This window comes from Sulfuricaulis limicola (assembly GCF_002355735.1).
In the GTDB taxonomy this organism is placed as follows: Bacteria; Pseudomonadota; Gammaproteobacteria; order Acidiferrobacterales; family Sulfurifustaceae; genus Sulfuricaulis; species Sulfuricaulis limicola.
In genome coordinates this window covers 2222931-2239989 of record NZ_AP014879.1, presented here as the reverse complement: position 1 = coordinate 2239989, position 17059 = coordinate 2222931, and the positions used below count along the sequence as shown (strand labels likewise).

The window sequence follows — 17059 nt, the reverse complement described above, 5'->3', positions numbered from 1 at the left end:
CATGTCCGCAGGGAGCCGTGATCATGGAGAAGAAATGGTGGACGCCGTTTTTTCTGCCGATCTTGCTGACGGCATACCCCGTTTGTGCGGATTTTTTTCAGGACCAGATCAGCAAATCCTTTCCCGGGTTTGTGATCATGAAACCCGCCGAGTTCAACTCCGACGTGCGTGACAATCTGGAGTCAAACCCCGCTTTTCTTACCGGATATTTCAACCGGGACGATTTCGAGGATTTTGTCGCGTTGATACGGGCCATCGCTACGAAGCGCTATGTCACGCTGCAGCTTTCATACGATTATCACGAGACCCGGCTGATCGCGTGTCATGGATCGGCCGGGAAAAAATACCGATGCACGGTATTGCTGAGCGACGTCACGATAGTGCCGGAATATCGCTATCTGACAAAACACCCGCCGGGAAGAACGAACTGCCGCATGGATGATGGCAGTTATATACAGGCCGAAACCGACTTCATCGGTTGGGCCTCCACCAAGAGCTGGGCCACGGGAGCCGGCGAGACCCAGTTCATTTACCAGCCGGATGGTTCCTACAGGCGCTGCGGCGACCTGAACTGAAGTTCCTCGGGACGCGATTCCGGCATCCGGGACCGTTGCGTGTCTTACTCCGTGGCCGCCTGTGCCGGGCGTTCGATGGCGGTGGCTTCCAGCATCATCGATTTCCCCTCGCGCAGGATTTCCATTTTCACGCGGCTGCCGGGCTTGTGGCCGGAGATGTTCAGCAAGGCCTCGCGCGCCTCGGTGATTTTTTTGCCATCGAGCGCCACCAGCACGTCGCCCGGTTGCAGGCCGGCGCTGTGTGCCGGTCCGCCGCGCACTACGCCGACCACCACCACGCCGGCGGTATCCTTGAGTTCGAGCGCGCGCGCGATCTGCGGCGTGATCATCTGCGCCTCGATGCCGAGCCAGCCGCGCAGCGGGCGGCCGTGCTCCAGGATTTCCTGCATCACGCTCTGGGCCAGACTGGTGGGGATGGCGAAGCCGATGCCCTGGTTGCCGCCGCTGCGCGAGAAGATGGCGGTGTTGATGCCGACCAGATTGCCCTCGGCGTCGATCAGCGCGCCGCCGGAATTGCCGGGGTTGATGGCGGCGTCAGTCTGGATGAAATTCTCGAAGGTGTTGATGCCGAGCTTGTTGCGGCCGGTGGCGCTGACGATGCCCATGGTTACGGTCTGACCGACGCCGAAGGGATTGCCGATGGCCAGCACCACGTCGCCGACGCGCAGGCTGTCGGAGTGCCCGAGTGTCATGACCGGCAGCCGCTGGAGATCGATTTTCAGCACCGCCACGTCCGTTTCCGGATCGCTGCCCACCACCCTGGCCTGCACCATGCGCCCGTCCTGCAGCGATACCTGGATGGCATCGGCGCCGTTGATGACGTGATGATTGGTGAGGATATAACCCTGCTCGCTCATGATGACGCCGGAACCGAGGCTGGATTCGATGCGCTTGCGCGGCGTGATCAGGTTTTCGCCGCCGCCGAAGAACTGGCGGAACGCCGGATCGTCGAAGAACGGGTGGGGCCGCACGGTGACGACCTTGGCGGTGTTGATGTTGACGACCGCGGGCGAGGCCCGGTCCACCGCGATGGCGTAGGAATAGGGACCGTTGCCCGGGCGCGGCGAAGTGTCCGGGGCGGTCTGGCGGATTTCGACGGTCGCGCTGTTGCGCCCGGCGATTTCCGGCCAGAAATACAGCACCACAAAGGCGATGGCCAGCCCGAGGACGACGGCCTGGGCAAGATAGGACAGGATCTGACGCGGGTTCATATGGACAGGCAAATGATGATATCCGGGTACCGGATTCTATCCGATACGCCGGTTCGCGCGGCGTGCCGTGACGCCGGGGTGGTCAGCGGCGATTTTTATGAAAAAATACGCCACGATTTGATTTAAGCGCTTGACTCCGGTGGGGATGATATATAATCCTATGCGCCGTTTTTCAGGGCCGGACGGATTTTACCAACTAATTGACTGATTTGATTTCAGAAAATTACGCCAAGGCGCGTGATTTTTTTATTTTTGCGTCGTTCTTCAAGAGATTGAGGGGGTTTCATGAGTGAAGAGGGTGTCAATCCGCGTCGCCGGCGCCTGCTGGCGATCACCAGCGGATTAGGAGTGGTGGGAACGGTATATGCGCTCACCCCCTTTGTCCTCAGCATGATGCCCAGCGCCCGCGCCAAGGCCTCCGGCGCGCCGGTCGAGGTGGACATCAGCAAGCTCGAGCCCGGCCAGCTGCTCACGGTCGAGTGGCGCGGCAAGCCGGTGTGGATCCTGCGTCGCACTCCCGCGATGCTCAAGTCGCTCACCGAGGACAATAATCTGCTGGCCGATCCCGCCTCCGCCGTGACGGATCAGCAACCCGAATATGCCAAGAACCCGACGCGCTCGATCAAGCCGGAAACCCTGGTGCTGGTCGGCATCTGCACCCATCTCGGCTGTTCGCCAGACAAGCGACTCGATGCCGGGGTCGCCTCGGGCCTCGGCGATAGCTGGCCCGGCGGATTCTTCTGCCCCTGCCACGGTTCCAAATTCGATCTGGCTGGCCGCGTTTTCAAGAACGTCCCGGCGCCCACCAACCTGGTGGTGCCGCCGCATGCCTATATCTCCGACACGCGCATCATCATCGGCGCTGACCAGAAAGGAGCCGCGTGATGCAAAAGCTCATGACCTGGATTGACGAGCGCTTCCCCCTGACCAAGGTCTGGAAGGAGCATCTCGCCGAATATTACGCGCCCAAGAACTTCAACTTCTGGTACTACTTCGGCTCGCTCGCGCTGCTGGTGCTGGTGATGCAGATCCTCACCGGCATTTTCCTCACCATGCATTACAAGCCGGACACCGAACTGGCGTTCGCCTCGGTCGAGTACATCATGCGCGACGTGGACTGGGGCTGGCTGATCCGCTACATGCACTCCACCGGCGCGTCGTTCTTCTTCGTCGTCGTGTACCTGCACATGTTCCGCGGCCTGCTCTATGGCTCCTACCGCGGTCCGCGCGAACTCGTCTGGCTCATCGGCATGGTGATCTTCGTCGCGCTCATGGCCGAGGCCTTCATGGGTTACCTGCTGCCGTGGGGCAACATGTCCTATTGGGGCGCGCAGGTGATCATCTCGCTGTTCGACGCCATCCCGGTGGTGGGGCCGACATTGTCCGAATGGATACGCGGCGACTTCGTGGTGACCGATGCGACGCTGAACCGTTTCTTCGCGTTCCATGTCATCGCCATCCCCCTGATTCTGGCGGCGCTGGTATTCGTGCACATCGTGGCCCTGCATAAGGTCGGCTCGAACAACCCGGACGGCGTCGAAATCAAGAAAAAGAAGGGACCGGACGGCATTCCGCTCGATGGCATCCCGTTCCATCCCTATTACACGGTGAAGGACATCGTCGGCGTGACGGTGTTCCTGATGCTGTTCGCCGCCGTGATATTCTTCGCGCCGGAGCTGGGGGGCTGGTTCCTCGAGCCCGACAACTTCACGCCGGCCAACATCCTGCAGACGCCGCAGGAGATCGTGCCGCTGTGGTACTTCACCCCGTTCTACTCGATCCTGCGAGCCAACGTGTACAACTTCTTCTGGATCGACGCCAAGATCTGGGGCGTGATCTTCATGGGGCTGTCCATCGTGGTGTTCTTCCTGCTCCCGTGGCTGGACCGCTCGCCGGTGAAATCCATCCGCTACCGCGGCGTGATGTACAAGACCGCGCTGGCCCTGTTCGTGGTGAGCTTCGTCATTCTGGGTTACCTGGGCACCAAGAGTCCCGAGATCATCAGCCTGTTCTGGTTCAAGAACGTGTACTGGGTGCAGGCGTTCACGGTCGTGTACTTTGCCTTCTTCTTCCTGATGCCGATTTACACCACGCTGGACAAGACCAAGCCGGTGCCGGAAAGGGTGACCTGGAAATGAAAAAGCTCCTGATACTGTTGGTCATGCTGGGCCTGCCGGCCGGCGCGTTCGCCGCGGGTGGACACAAGTCCTGCGGCGCGATCGAGTGCGATCCCGTCAAAATCGATCTCGGCGACCAGGCCTCGCTGCAGCGCGGCGCGCGCATCTTCGTCAACTATTGCCTGTCCTGCCACAGCGCGGGTTTCATGCGCTACAACCGCATGGGCAAGGATCTCGGCATCAGCGAAGAGCTGGTGAAGGATAACCTGCTGTTCGCCGCGGACAAGGTCGGCGATCTCATGAAGGCGGTGATGCCGAAAGACGACGCCCGGCGCTGGTTCGGCGTGGCGCCGCCCGACCTGTCACTGATCGCGCGTTCGCGCAAGCCGGCCTGGATCTATACCTACATGCGCAGTTTCTACCGCGACGGCAAGTCCCCGTCCGGCTGGAACAACACGGTGTTTCCGCACGTGGCCATGCCGCACGTGCTGTACGAATGGCAGGGCGACCAGCGCGCGATATTCAAGAAGGACGAACACGGCGCCGAGGTGCTCGAGCGCCTCGAAATCGAGCGCGTTGGTTCCATGCAACCGCAGGAGTACGACCGCGCCATGCGCGATCTGACGAATTTCCTGGTCTATCTCGGCGAGCCGGCCAAGCTGGTGCGCTACCAGATCGGCATCTACGTGCTCATCTTCCTCGCGGTATTCCTGGTGTTCGCCTACCTGCTCAAGAAGGAATACTGGAAGGACATCCACTGATTGTTGCGGCGCACGCCCGGCAGCCAGGGACTTTTTTTGCAGCAGCTTCGTTTCAGGAACATTCGTGCCGGGTCGGTAACTGGCACGAATCATCGACAGCGGCGGCCCGCCGTCCCGGAGTGACATGATCGACAAAAACGTGATGAGCACCACGCCCGCGGCGCGCAAGCCGATCATGACGCTGTACTCGGGCACGTCCGATCCCTGGAGCCACCGCACGCGCATCGTCCTGTTCGAGAAGGACATCGAGTGCCAGATCGTGGACGTGGACGTCAACAAGAAGCCGCGCGAGCTGGGCGAGCTCAATCCCTACAACCAGGTGCCGACCATGGTGGACCGCGACCTGGTGCTGTACGAGTCGAACATCATCAACGAATACCTCGACGAACGCCTGCCGCACCCGCCGTTGATGCCGGTGGATCCGGTCTCGCGCGCCCGCGCGCGGCTCATGCTGGTGCGTTTCGATCGCGACTGGTACGGCCTGATCCGCGACATCACCGGCGGCGACAAGAAGTCCGCGACCAAGGCGCGCCACACGTTGCGCGACGGGCTCACCGTGATTTCACCGATCTTCAAGGAACAGCCGTTCGCGCTGGGCGAGGAGTTCTCGCTGGTGGATTGCTCGCTGGCGCCGCTGCTGTGGCGGCTGGATCACTGGGACATCGAGCTGCCGCGCCAGGCCAAGCCCATCCTCGATTACGCCAACAAGCTGTTTCAGCGCAAATCCTTCAAGCTGTCGCTCACCGAGGCGGAAAAGGCGATGCGCACGCCCTCCCGGTGAAGCGCCAGACCCCGCGCCCGATTTTTCCGCGCGCGCCAGTGCTGCGCGGCGCATGACCCCGATCAAGCTTTATCTGCTCCGCGCCGTCTATGACTGGGCGGTGGACAATAATTTCACGCCGCAGGTGCTGGTCGATGCCACCGCTGCGGGGGTGAACGTCCCGGCGAATTACGTCCAGGACGGCCGCATCGTGCTGAACATCCATCCGCGTGCGGTGGGGCGTTTCGAGTTCGCCGCCGAAGCCCTGCGGTTCGCGGCCCGCTTCGGCGGCCAGAGCCTTTCCGTGGAAGTCCCGTACCCCGCCGTGCTCGCGATCTACGCGCGTGAAAACAACCAGGGCATCACGTTTCCCGAATTGCCGGGCGGTGACACGCCCGAACCCGGTCCGGAGGACAACCCGCCCGGCGGGAAACCGCCAGGCAAGGGACCGAGCCTGCGCGTGGTGAAATAGCGCGCGCATCGCCTGCTTCACGCCGCTGGCGCGGCAAACATGTCCGGTGTGCGTCATTTGGGTTATGTTAAAGACAGTTTGTCACGGAGACAGCTCATGCGCGTATTAATGATCCTCCTGGTTTTTTCCATGTTGGTTTTTGCTTTGCCGATGCGTGCCGCCGACAAGACAGCACCGGAAAATACCGAAGCCCAAAAGAAACAAGATCAGCCAAGGCGTGCCGAACGCCCGCAGCGCGAGGCCGTCAAGCTGTCGCCGCACGCACGCGAATCGGCGCCGCGCCCGGACGAGAGCGACCAGATGAAGCGCGTGGCGCCGCCGCGCGCCGAGTCGCCTCTGCAGAACGTGCCGGCGCTCATGGACCCGCCGCCCGGGGTCAAGGTTCCCGTGAATCCCTGAGCGGACCCGGGGTCCGATGATCCGCGCGCTCCAAGCCGATATCACCACGCTCAAGGTCGACGCCATCGTCAACGCCGCCAACGAATCCCTGCTCGGTGGCGGAGGCGTGGACGGCGCCATCCACCGCGCCGCCGGCCCGAAGCTGCTGGCGCAATGCCGCACCCTCGGCGGCTGTCCCACGGGCGAGGCGAAAATCACGCCCGGCTACAAACTCCCCGCGAAATGGGTCATCCATACCGTCGGACCCGTGTGGCACGGCGGCAAATCTGGCGAGCCCACGTTGTTGGCGAACTGCTACCGCCATTCACTTGAGCTCGCCTTCAAACACGGCGTGAAGACCATCGCTTTTCCCGGCATCAGCACGGGCGTCTATGGATACCCGAAAGACCAGGCGGCGAAAATCGCCGTAACGGTCATGCGCGAGCACGAGGACCGGTTCGACGAGATTATCGCCTGCTGTTTCAGTGAGGGGGACAAGAAACTGTACGAGGAGTTGCTGAAGTAATAAGTTCTGTCGCGGCCTTATTATTGGGCGCCGCCGTAAGTCACGGAAAAGCTTTGCGGGAGAAGAATAATTCGCATCCGTGTCATGCCTGTTTTCTGCATGTTATAGGACGGTTTGACGATTTCTTGCATGTTATACCGCAATCTTGCAACCTATCTCCGGGCCCATCAGCCGTAAGTCATTGAAAATAAAAATGCCGGGCGCGGTGTTAATGTTAATAACCGTCAATATGTCCTCTAATCATCGTTAGAAGTCATGAAACCAACCATGGACCAACACAATGATTTCCTAGCGCACAAACCGATCGAGGGAGTGCGCTTCGAGCATAACGATTATGTTCGAATAGTTGCGGGCAAGCACAAAGGCAAGAATGGATCATTGGTAAGTGTTGAAGAGCTAGGAGAAGATCCTCTCTTTGTGCTTGAGTTAGAAACCGGATTCGATACTCGTATTCGGCAATCACAAATTGAGCACGTTGACTTCTAACTTTGGGTTCGAGGCGGACGCGGTGATACGGCGCACCGTTTCCTGCCACATTGGCGCCACGCGCCGCTCAACCCAGCGTTAGAAGCGAAGGAGATTGCATGGCGAGATTTATACGAATAGTAGTTGTCGCCATCACGCTTCTCTCGTGCGTTGGCTGCGACCAGGCAACAAAAGCCGTGGCAAAAGAATATCTGCCTCGAAACGAAGTATTGTCATTCGCACACGACACATTCCGGTTGCAGTATGTGGAGAACCCTGGAGCGTTTTTAAGCATCGGGGCATCATTGCCTGAGAAAGCACGAGGGCTGTTGTTTACGGTCGGTATTGCCACAATCTTGTTCGGAATTCTCAGCTACCTTCTGTTCGCGCCAGCGTTGCAACAAACCACAATATTTTCGCTTTCACTCATTGTTGGCGGTGGCCTCAGCAACCTCTTCGACCGAATGGCGTACCGTGGCTATGTAGTCGATTTCCTGAACATTGGGATTGGTAACCTTCGAACCGGTATTTTCAATATTGCTGATGTAGCAATAACGGTTGGTGCTATTGTCCTCATCGTAAGGAGCCTGAAACATGAACGAAAAGCTGGCTTCTGACTACACCTTCGAGAGCGACCTTCGGGTCGCTGCGCGACCCTCGGTGAAGTTACCCTGAAAAAGTAGACACCTCCCCCTAAGGCAGTTAACCGGAGGTGTCCGATGAAGCAGAAAGAGAAGCACACGTTCCGCAATTATCAGTTCGAGTGGGCAAAAGGGATCAGGCTCAATTTTCTGGCAAATCAGTGATCGCAGATAAAATTTCAGGTCCGGCCCCTGTTGGCCCAGCCGGACGGCTGCGGGGGATACGTCAGGCGGTCACGCGGCCGACGACCCGGCGCACCCACGGCGCGACGAGCAGCACTGTGGGAAAAGCCACCGGCCATGTCGTCAGGCAGCTCCGGAACCATTGCGCCGGGAACTCCGCGTCTATTCCCCGGCTGGTTGCCAGGACGAAGGCCGACACGATGCCGACCATGATGACCGAGAGCAGGGCACCGAAGAGGACCGGTGCGAATCGGGAAGGTATACGCATTTCATTCTCCTTTGTAAAAGTATCTGACTAGTTACAAGATTCGTTGCAAAAGTTCGCCATCACGGCGTGTACAGGAAATTCGTCGCCCATCCGGCGGCATAGAGCCCGAGGCCGAAAATCGCGTGCGTGACGAGGCTCTGTATCCTGGCGGCGGCCGGGCGCGGCGTGCGGCTGGCGGCGATACCCGCACCCATGCCCGGCTGCATCACCAGGAAGGGTGCCGCCACGGAGCCGATGCCGACGACCAGGGCCGGCCCGAACGTCGGGCGGTGAATCCACGCGGGTCCCCAGACGCCGAGCAGGATGGCCGCGAACGAGATTCCGATCAGGTAATGGGCGGTCCAACCGATCAGGCGCTCGCCGGGTATGGGTGACACCGCCGCGATGGAGTCATGGCGAAAGCGCCCGCGCGGCATGTGCGCCAGCCAGCGGCCCACCAGGCCGTAGTCCGGCGGAGGAATTCCAAGCAGGCGCCGGCGCGCGATCGCCCAGAGGTCGATCACCGCGGTCGCGCCCGCGCCCACGAGAAAACTGCTTGCCACAAAGTTCATGTCTGTCTCCTTGCTTGCTATCAGTTGGCACAGGCGGCATAGTGCCACTTCAAGTCAACTTGAGGTCAAGGGGGACGGGAGTTGGACATCACCGAGGTGGCGAAGCGTTCCGGGGTTCCCGCCTCGACGCTGCGGTTCTATGAAGAGAAGGGCCTGATCGTCTCCGTCGGTCGGCGCGGCCTGCGCCGCCTGTTCGATCCGCGGGTGCTGGAACGGCTGGCGCTGATCGCGCTGGGGCGCACTGCCGGTTTCTCACTCGATGAAATCGCCCGCATGTTCGCCCCTGACGGGCGCCCACGCATCGACCGGCGTGCGCTCGCGTCCAAGGCGGAGGAACTGGACCGGACGATTCAGAAGCTGAGCGCCGTGCGTGACGGCTTGCAACATGCGGCCGTCTGCCCCGCGCCGAGCCACATGGAATGCCCGACGTTTCGCCGTTTGTTGCGCGGTGCTGCCTCCGGAGCCATTGGCGCGCCAGGCAACAAGCTTGCGTCAGGACGACGCGAGCCGGAATATTCGAAATCAGCGAAACCGGAGAACAGGCCACGGTTTCGCCGGCGGAATAAAAAATAACCGGGGAAAACCGTAATCTATTTCCTGTTTACCGCCAAACCCTTCGTTGTGAATTATCCGGTGGCAGGCAATAATGCCATGGCCGTGAAAGCGCAGCGCTCATTTCTCCTGGCGGCACGATGGCAATGCTTTCTGGCCGCATTGTTTTTCCATGGCGCCCTGGCCGCCGCGCCGACCGAGGACGCGGCGACGCTGGTGCAGCGCGCCATCGACTACTGGCGCGATACTTCGTCCTATTCCGTCACCGACATGACCATCCGCCGCCCCGACTGGGAGCGGACCATGACCATCCGCGTCTGGACCCGCGGACAGAAGGAATCACTAGTGCGTGTCACGGCGCCGCCCAAGGACGCCGGCAACGCCACGCTGTTGCTGGACAACGAGATGTGGAGTTTCACGCCGAAGATCAACCGCGTGATCAAGATTCCTTCGAGCATGATGAGCCAGAGCTGGATGGGGTCGGACTTTTCCAACAATGATCTGGCCAAGGCCGACGAGCTGATCGAGCAGTACACGCACAAGCTGCTGGGCAAGGAGACGCACGAGGGCCACACGGTTTACGTCATCGAATCGATCCCGAAGGAGACGGCGCCGGTAGTGTGGGGCCGTGAAGTCGTGAAAATCCGCGACGACTGGATCATGCTGGAGCACGCGTTTTACGACCAGCAGGGCGCGCTGGTGAAAAAACTGGCCGTGTCCGAGATCCGCTCCATGGGCGGCAAGCGGGTGGCGGCGCGCGAGCGCATGCAGCGGGTGGACAAACCCGGCGAATGGACCGAGGTGGTGACGCGGGAAGTCCGTTTCGGCATTCCCATCGCCGCCGGCACCTTCACCCTGTCCAACCTGCGGAATCCGCGGGAGTAATTTATGCCGTCATTCCGGCTTTTGCCGGAATGACGGCCAAGTAACGGAGTACGAATGACCATCATCCTCCGTCTTGCCTGGCGCAACCTGTGGCGGCACAAGCGCCGGACTTGGCTCACGGCCTCGGCGATCGCCTTCGTCACGGCGTTGATGGTGTTCCTCATCACCCTGCAGCTCGGTTCGTACGACCTGATGGTGGACAGCAGCCTGCGCATTTTTACCGCCCAGATGCAGGTGCAACGCGAGGGCTACCTCGACAAGCCGCAGATTCGCAAGATCATCCCGGATGCGGCCGCGCTGGCGGAGCGTTTGCGCGCGGAGCCGGCGTTGCGCGGCGTGGCGATCGCGACGCGCGCCCAGGCGTTCGCGCTCGCCTCCAGCGGCACGCGCAGCTACGGCGTCCAGGTCGTGGGGGTCGAGCCGGAACATGAGCCGGACGTATCCACCGTGCCGCGCCTCATGAAGTCCGGGCGCTTCCTGTCCGGGCGCGCCGCGCAGGAGGCCGTGCTCGGCGCGCCGCTCGCGAAGAATCTCAACGTCCGGGTCGGTGACGAGCTGACGCTGCTCGGCTCGGCCATGGACGGCTCGGTGGCCGCCACCATCGTGCCGGTGGTGGGCATTTTCGAAAGCGGCATGCGCGATCTCGACCGGGTGCTGGTGGAGATGCCGCTCGCCAGCTTTCAGGAGCTGTTCGGGCTGGGGCAGGGCGCGCACGCGATTGCGCTGCTCGCGCCCGACCTGGCGCGCCTGCCGCCGATGCACCGCGACGTCGCGCGCCTGCTACCGGCGGCGCCGGCGCTGGCGGTGCTCGACTGGGACCGGCTGGTTCCCGGCCTCAGGCAGGTCATTGAGGCGGACTGGACCATCGACTGGTTCATCTACGTGGCGCTGATCCTGGTGGTGACGCTCAGCATTCTCAACACGTTCATCATGTCGGTGCTGGAACGCACGCGCGAGCTCGGCATCATGCTGGCGCTCGGTGCCACTCCGCTGCGCATCGGCACGCTGGTGTTCGCCGAAACGGCGCTGCTGGCGCTGATCGGTCTGGGTATCGGCATTGCCATCGGGTCCGGGATCGCCGCCTGGTTGTCGGTGCACGGGTTTACCTATCCCGGCCTCAAGGAGTTCATGGGTCAATATGGCCTGCCGGCGCTGATTTATCCCAAGCTCTCGCCCAAGGCGATCCTGATCGGGCCGGCGGTGATCCTCGGCTTCATTCTGGTCGCGGCCCTGTACCCGGCTCTGCGGATTCGCAAGCTGCAACCGGTGGAGGCCATCCATGCCGCCTGACACGGCACGCCCGCCGCTGCTGCTGACGCTTGCCTGGCGCAACCTGTGGCGGCACCCGCGCCGCACGCTGGTGATGCTGTTCGCGCTGGTGCTCGGCATCTGGTCGATGATCGTGATGGCGGCGCTGATCCGCGGTTCCATGGAGGAGCAGATCCGGAAGGAGATCCTCAACCTCACCGGACATGTGCAGATCCATGCGCCCGGTTATCGCGACGATCCGGCGGTGGAACATCGCTTCGCCGTGACCCCGGCACTCGCCGAGGCCCTGCGCACGAAGGCGGCAGTCGCCGCCAGCGCGCGCGTGCGCGTGCCGGCGGTGATTTCGAGCGAGCGCGAATCGGCCGGGGTGGTGCTGGTGGGGATCGATCCGCCGGGCGAGCGCGGCCTGTCGTTCATCAGCAAGGCCGTCACCGACGGCGCGTACCTGTCCACGCCGGACGACCCGGGCCTGCTGCTCGGCCGCAAGCTGGCCGAACAGCTCGAAACCGGACTCGGCCGGCGCGTGGTGCTGATGAGCCAGGACGCCGGCAACCAGATCGCCGATCGCGGTTTCCGGGTGGTCGGCATCTTTGACGCCGAGCCGCAGGCCATGGAGACCGGTTACGTGTTCATCGGTCTCGGCGTCGCGCAGCAGATGCTCAAGATCGGCCAGGATGTTTCCGAGGTCGCGGTGATGACGCCGGACCGCAAAGGGCTGGAGGGAATCGTGGCGTCGCTGCGCGCGGCCGCGCCCGGCGAGGACGTGGCCCCCTGGACCGAGTTGCAGCCGCTGCTGGTACTGATGGAAAGGCTGCATAACGTCGTGCTGCTCATCTGGTTCGCGGTGGTGTTCACGGCCATGGCGTTCGGGCTGGTCAACACGCTGCTCATGGCGGTGTTCGAGCGTATGCGCGAGTTCGGCCTGTTCCAGGCGCTCGGCATGCCGCCGCGCTTCATTCTCGGTCAGGTGCTGGTGGAATCGCTGATCCTGCTGGGGATCGCGCTCGCCCTCGGCAACCTGACATCGTGGATCAGCGTAACGGGACTCAAGGGCGGCATCGATCTCTCGATGTTCGCGCAAGGTCTCGAACTGGTGGGCATGAGCCCGGTCATGTACCCGGCGTTGGCCGCGGGCGACGTCGCCGCCGCCAACATAATAGTAATCGTGCTCGGGGTATTGGCCAGTCTTTATCCGGCGTGGCGCGCGTCGCGTTACGTGCCGGTGGAAGCGATAACGAGGACCTGAGAATCATGGACAACACAGTCGTGTGCCGCCACCTGAGCAAGGTCTACCGGCAGAACGCGGTCGCCGTGGAGGCGCTCACCGACGTCAACCTCGAAGTCCCGAAAAAGGATTTCCTGTGCCTGTCCGGCCCGTCCGGCTCCGGCAAGAGCACGCTGCTCAACCTCATCGGCGGACTCGACACGCCCACGACCGGCGAGGTGGAGGTGGACGGCATCGCGCTCGCCGCGCTCGACAAGGGCGCGCTCGCGCGCCTGCGGCTGGAGCGCTTCGGCTTCGTGTTTCAGGCTTATAACCTGATCCCGGTACTCACCGCGCGCGAGAACGTCGAGTTCGTCATGCAGCTGCAGGGTGTCGCGGCGCAAGAGCGCGGCGACAAGGCGATGGAAATCCTCAAGGAGGTGGGTCTGAGCGATCTCGCCGATCGCCGTCCGGGCGAGCTTTCGGGCGGGCAGCAGCAGCGCGTGGCGGTGGCGCGCGCCATCGTGTCCGAGCCGTCGCTGGTGCTGGCCGACGAGCCGACCGCCAACCTCGACTCCCGGACCGCGCAGGCGCTGATGGAGATGCTGGTGCACATGAACACCGAGCACAACGTGACCTTCATCTTTTCCACCCACGACAAGCTGGTGATGGACTTCTCGCGGCGGCTGATCACGTTGCGCGACGGCAGGATCGTGGACGACATGCGGCGGGATTGAATCATGACCGGTTTATCATGTAGCCCGGGTGCAGGCCCGAAGGGCCGGAACCCGGGAAAATGCTTGTCGATTCCCGGATTGCGCTGCGCTCCATCCGGGCTACGTATCTTTCGCAGCACGACGAGGTATTAGCATGAAAATTCTTCTCTGGTCGGACGATCTCATGAGCCGCGTGCGCATCGAGTCGCGCTGGAAGGCCGCCGGCGCGCAGCTGCTGAAGCGTGACAGCACCGAGACGCCCGATCTCATAGTCGTCGACCTGACGGCGCGTGACGCCGCCGGGCATATCCGCATATTGCGCGCGCAGTTCCCGGCCACCGACATCCTGGCCTTCGGGCCGCATGTGGACGCCGAGGGATTCCGCGCTGCCAAGGCCGCGGGCGCGAGCGAATGCGTGGCGCGCGGCTCGGCGGTCGAGCGCGTGCTCGGGCGCCTCGGCAAAAGCGGATGATTCCTCGCGCGCGGGCGCTGTTGTGCCTTGTCGCGCTCGCCGCCGCGCCGGTATTGGCTGACGATGAAATATTCGGCGGCCATATCAAGTATCAGTACACCCATACCGACTACCGCGCTGATGACATTTCCGCCGTGTTCGGCGACGACCCGGCGCGCGATCATGCCCTGGATTTGCGCCTCAAGGCCGAGGACCGCCGTGGTCCCTGGGATTTCGCGGCACATTACGAATTGCTCGCACTTCAGGGCGACACTCTGGCCGCGCGCCGCGCCATCGCCGCGGCGGGATTTCCCTTTACCGGCACATTGAGCGGCCTGCCGGATGATCGCCGCCGGCTGTTCGACCTGACGCATACGGTCACGGACCGCGACCGCCGCGCCGTGGTGCACCGGCTCGACCGGCTTTCCGTCGGCCACGGCAGCACAGGGCAGACGCTGCGCTTCGGGCGCCAGGCCGTGAGCTGGGGCAATGGGCTGGTGTTCCAGCCGTTCGATTTCGTCAATCCGTTTCCGCCGCTGGCCATCGACAAGGATTACAAGACCGGTGACGACATGCTCTACGGTCAATGGCTGGTGCGCGAAAGGGACGATGTGCAGGCGATCCTGCTGCCGCGACGCGACCCCGCTACGCGCCATGTGGAAAGCGATCAAAGTACCTACGCCGTCAAATTTCGCATGCGTTTCGCGGGTGTCGATGTTGATATGCTCGCCGCGCGCCATTTCAGCGAGAACCTGGCCGGCGCCGGTGTGGTGAAAAGCATCGGCGGGGCGGTGTGGCGGCTGGATGCGAGCGTTACCGATCTGGATAGCGGCGGCCGCGCCACCTCGCTCGTCACCAACCTGGATTATTCGTGGATATGGGGCGGCAAGAACGTTTACGGTTATATCGAGTATTTCCGCAACGGCGTCGGCGAAACCGACCGCGCCAATTATCCGGCGCCCAGTGCCGAGCTCAGCGCCCGCATCGCGCGTGGCGAACTGTTCACCTTGGCGCGCGACTATGCTGCGCTCGGCCTGCAAGTCGAGCTGACGCCGTTGTTCAATCTGTATACCAACCTCATTGCGAACCTGAACGACGGCAGCAAGTATTTCCAGCTGCGCGGGGTATATGACTGGCAGCAGGATGTGCAACTGATGGCGGGGTTGAATCTGCCTTCCGGCGATCGTGGGACGGAGTATGGGGGTGTTCCGGTGGCGGGGAGTTCGGCGTTTGCTTCTACCGGGAAGTCGGTTTATGTGAGAGGGGGGTATTATTTTTAAGCTGTCATTCCAAAATTGTCGTCACCCCGGCGAAAGCCGGGGTCCAAGTATTAATGGTATCGCGCGCTCCGCGCGCGACGCAAAAGCTACTTGTGGGTGGCTGACCCACGGCAGGTTACTTTCTTTGCTCGTGCAAAGAAAGTAACCAAAGAAAGCACGCCCCCGGATGGCGCGAATACCCCCTTGCGCTTCTCGCCGGCATCGGCGCGCGCCCCAACTCGCCAGCCGCCCACAACGCGGCTTGGGCTCAAACACGAGGCGCGCGACTACCCCGATGCCGGCTGCGATGCTCGGGCGCGCCATACGGGGTGGTTAGCAAAATCGTGCCAAAAAGTGAGTAAAATGTGGACTGAGCCCAATATTCCTCTTAGCTGGAGAGAAAGAGAAAATGATCAGAATCAAAAGGGACTCAGGATATGCAGACAGAATTCGTGCATATAAGGTTGTCCTTGATGGCGAGGTTATTGCGGAAATAAAGAATGGTCAAAAAATCGAATTCGACGTCGCCCCAGGCAAGCACAGGCTCAATTTAAAAATTGATTGGTGTCGCAGCAACATTGTCGAATTTGAGATGGCAGGGAATACCATTGAATTTGAATGCGGAAGTAACTTGCGAGGATTCAAGCTTTTATTGTCGCTTTTGTACATCACACTTCTTCGAAATCAGTACATTTGGCTCAAGAGAAAATAATGAGATTACCGGCTAATAATTTTCTCAAGCAGACGTTGGGGATAACGCGCCACGTTTTCTGTTGTTTCCGTGGCCGACTCGGCACAGCAAAACGTTATGTCTAAATATTATGTGTACTGAAACCTCAACACCGTTCATAGACTACTTTTCAGCCATTGCGCCATCAATAATTGCGCTTATCGCAGTCATCATTGCTAGTCAACAATGGTTTACAAACCGCAATCAGCTGAAAAACCAACTATTTGACAGACGAATAGAAATCTACCAATCAATTACTCGATTTATATCCGAAATGTTAGTTGGTGACCCAGCGCACGAGGAAGAGGAACGCACTAGATTCTTAAGAGCGACAAAGGACGCTTATTTCTTATTCGACGAAGATATTAAAACTCTTGCAGAAGAAATCAGATTAAAAACAAACGAATTGAGGAGTTATTCTAGAGAACTCCAGAGTAGTAATATCACAGAAGAAGAGAGGAAAGTTAATATTCAAAAACAGCGTGAATTACATGATTGGCTTGAGAACACACTAAAAACAATTGAGCCAAGATTCATAAAATATTTAAAGTTAAAACATTAACTATTTTTTGTGAACTTTCAACTGAAAGGCATAACAAGTTTCTCCAACCGACGTCGTGAAGTGCCACAACGTTTCCTGAAAGTTCTGTGACCGGCGCGACACAACAACAGATTAATCTAAATCGAGACTCCAATTGCCCCCAACCCCAAGACTCTTCCTCATCCTCGGCGGCATCAATGCCGCGCTGGTGGTCATGCTCGGTGCGTTCGGGGCGCATGGGTTGAAGGCGAAACTTACGGCGGACATGCTGGCGGTGTACCAGACCGCGGTGCATTACCACCTGTTTCACGCGCTCGGGTTATTGGCCGTCGGGCTGGTGGCGTCGCAGATCGCGGATTCGGTCTGGCTCAAGTGGTCCGGGTGGCTGATGCTGGCCGGCATTATTCTTTTTTCCGGCAGTCTGTACGTGCTGAGCGTGAGCGGGTGGCGCTGGCTGGGGATGGTCACGCCCTTCGGTGGTTTGGCGTTTATAGCCGCATGGATTGTGTTTGTAATCGCGATCGCGAAGTCGTCCTGATGCGTT

Annotated in this window: 23 protein-coding genes; 20 read left to right on the top strand and 3 right to left on the bottom strand. The window is 60.7% G+C overall.

Annotated elements, in window-relative coordinates:
- Positions 1-23: 23 nt before the first annotated feature.
- A complete protein-coding gene (locus tag SCL_RS10690; protein WP_096361202.1) occupies positions 24-575 on the top strand; it encodes a hypothetical protein in 552 nt (183 codons plus the stop codon).
- 44 nt (positions 576-619) lie between these two features.
- On the opposite strand, the gene SCL_RS10685 is transcribed toward SCL_RS10690, so the two are convergent.
- Entirely contained in the window at positions 620-1786 is a 1167-nt protein-coding gene (locus tag SCL_RS10685; protein WP_096361201.1) for a Do family serine endopeptidase, read from the bottom strand.
- A 285-nt stretch (positions 1787-2071) separates the two neighbouring features.
- Between SCL_RS10685 and petA the strand changes: the two genes are divergently transcribed.
- The 9 genes from petA (at position 2072) to lspA (ending at position 7882) form a co-directional block, all read left to right on the top strand.
- Complete coding sequence (petA, locus tag SCL_RS10680) at positions 2072-2671, top strand: ubiquinol-cytochrome c reductase iron-sulfur subunit (protein ID WP_096361200.1); 600 nt, start codon at positions 2072-2074, stop codon at positions 2669-2671.
- Positions 2671-3924, top strand: a complete 1254-nt coding sequence (locus tag SCL_RS10675; RefSeq protein ID WP_096361199.1) for a cytochrome b — start codon at positions 2671-2673, stop codon at positions 3922-3924. The genes petA and SCL_RS10675 overlap by 1 nt, the downstream gene beginning before the upstream one ends.
- Positions 3921-4664 (top strand): cytochrome c1, encoded by a 744-nt coding sequence (locus tag SCL_RS10670; RefSeq protein WP_096361198.1) that lies wholly within the window; start codon positions 3921-3923, stop codon positions 4662-4664. Before SCL_RS10675 ends, SCL_RS10670 begins: the two co-directional genes overlap by 4 nt.
- 124 nt (positions 4665-4788) lie before the next feature.
- Positions 4789-5445: a glutathione S-transferase N-terminal domain-containing protein gene (locus SCL_RS10665; RefSeq protein WP_231969810.1), complete on the top strand. Its 657-nt coding sequence runs from the start codon at positions 4789-4791 to the stop codon at positions 5443-5445.
- A gap of 52 nt (positions 5446-5497) precedes the next feature.
- Positions 5498-5896, top strand: coding sequence for a ClpXP protease specificity-enhancing factor (locus SCL_RS10660; RefSeq protein ID WP_096361197.1), 399 nt, complete (start codon positions 5498-5500; stop codon positions 5894-5896).
- Between the two features lie 96 nt (positions 5897-5992).
- Positions 5993-6295 carry a hypothetical protein gene (locus tag SCL_RS10655; protein ID WP_148665083.1) on the top strand — a complete coding sequence of 101 codons (303 nt, stop codon included), beginning with the start codon at positions 5993-5995 and terminating at the stop codon, positions 6293-6295.
- Positions 6296-6311: 16 nt separating this feature from the next.
- Positions 6312-6800, top strand: a complete 489-nt coding sequence (locus SCL_RS10650; protein WP_096361195.1) for an O-acetyl-ADP-ribose deacetylase — start codon at positions 6312-6314, stop codon at positions 6798-6800.
- A 255-nt stretch (positions 6801-7055) separates the two neighbouring features.
- Positions 7056-7286: a KOW motif-containing protein gene (locus SCL_RS10645; protein ID WP_148665082.1), complete on the top strand. Its 231-nt coding sequence runs from the start codon at positions 7056-7058 to the stop codon at positions 7284-7286.
- 98 nt (positions 7287-7384) lie between these two features.
- Positions 7385-7882: a signal peptidase II gene (gene lspA / locus SCL_RS10640; protein WP_096361193.1), complete on the top strand. Its 498-nt coding sequence runs from the start codon at positions 7385-7387 to the stop codon at positions 7880-7882.
- Between the two features lie 250 nt (positions 7883-8132).
- Here lspA and SCL_RS10635 read toward each other — a convergent pair whose 3' ends face one another.
- Both SCL_RS10635 and SCL_RS10630 read right to left on the bottom strand, forming a co-directional pair.
- Positions 8133-8357, bottom strand: a complete 225-nt coding sequence (locus SCL_RS10635) for a DUF2798 domain-containing protein (RefSeq protein ID WP_172426027.1) — start codon at positions 8355-8357, stop codon at positions 8133-8135.
- Between the two features lie 59 nt (positions 8358-8416).
- Positions 8417-8908 (bottom strand): DUF2938 domain-containing protein, encoded by a 492-nt coding sequence (locus SCL_RS10630; protein ID WP_096361192.1) that lies wholly within the window; start codon positions 8906-8908, stop codon positions 8417-8419.
- 81 nt (positions 8909-8989) lie between these two features.
- Between SCL_RS10630 and SCL_RS10625 the strand changes: the two genes are divergently transcribed.
- The 10 genes from SCL_RS10625 (at position 8990) to SCL_RS10585 (ending at position 17053) form a co-directional block, all read left to right on the top strand.
- Positions 8990-9481, top strand: a complete 492-nt coding sequence (locus SCL_RS10625) for a helix-turn-helix domain-containing protein (protein ID WP_096361191.1) — start codon at positions 8990-8992, stop codon at positions 9479-9481.
- Positions 9482-9559: 78 nt separating this feature from the next.
- Entirely contained in the window at positions 9560-10345 is a 786-nt protein-coding gene (locus SCL_RS10620; RefSeq protein WP_096361190.1) for an outer membrane lipoprotein-sorting protein, read from the top strand.
- Between the two features lie 54 nt (positions 10346-10399).
- The gene (locus tag SCL_RS10615) at positions 10400-11635 is read left to right on the top strand and encodes an ABC transporter permease (protein ID WP_096361189.1); all 1236 of its coding nucleotides are present in this window, start codon (positions 10400-10402) and stop codon (positions 11633-11635) included.
- Complete coding sequence (locus SCL_RS10610) at positions 11625-12860, top strand: ABC transporter permease (protein ID WP_096361188.1); 1236 nt, start codon at positions 11625-11627, stop codon at positions 12858-12860. The genes SCL_RS10615 and SCL_RS10610 overlap by 11 nt, the downstream gene beginning before the upstream one ends.
- 5 nt (positions 12861-12865) lie before the next feature.
- On the top strand, positions 12866-13555 hold the full coding sequence (locus SCL_RS10605) for an ABC transporter ATP-binding protein (RefSeq protein WP_096361187.1): 690 nt from the start codon (positions 12866-12868) through the stop codon (positions 13553-13555).
- Between the two features lie 133 nt (positions 13556-13688).
- Positions 13689-14006 (top strand): response regulator, encoded by a 318-nt coding sequence (locus SCL_RS10600; protein ID WP_096361186.1) that lies wholly within the window; start codon positions 13689-13691, stop codon positions 14004-14006.
- Complete coding sequence (locus SCL_RS10595; RefSeq protein ID WP_096361185.1) at positions 14003-15265, top strand: hypothetical protein; 1263 nt, start codon at positions 14003-14005, stop codon at positions 15263-15265. The genes SCL_RS10600 and SCL_RS10595 overlap by 4 nt, the downstream gene beginning before the upstream one ends.
- Positions 15266-15653: 388 nt before the next feature.
- Positions 15654-15956 carry a hypothetical protein gene (locus SCL_RS10590; protein ID WP_096361184.1) on the top strand — a complete coding sequence of 101 codons (303 nt, stop codon included), beginning with the start codon at positions 15654-15656 and terminating at the stop codon, positions 15954-15956.
- Between the two features lie 109 nt (positions 15957-16065).
- Positions 16066-16536, top strand: coding sequence for a hypothetical protein (locus tag SCL_RS14150; RefSeq protein WP_148665081.1), 471 nt, complete (start codon positions 16066-16068; stop codon positions 16534-16536).
- A gap of 193 nt (positions 16537-16729) precedes the next feature.
- Complete coding sequence (locus tag SCL_RS10585) at positions 16730-17053, top strand: DUF423 domain-containing protein (RefSeq protein ID WP_096361183.1); 324 nt, start codon at positions 16730-16732, stop codon at positions 17051-17053.
- The last annotated feature ends 6 nt before the right edge of the window (positions 17054-17059 follow it).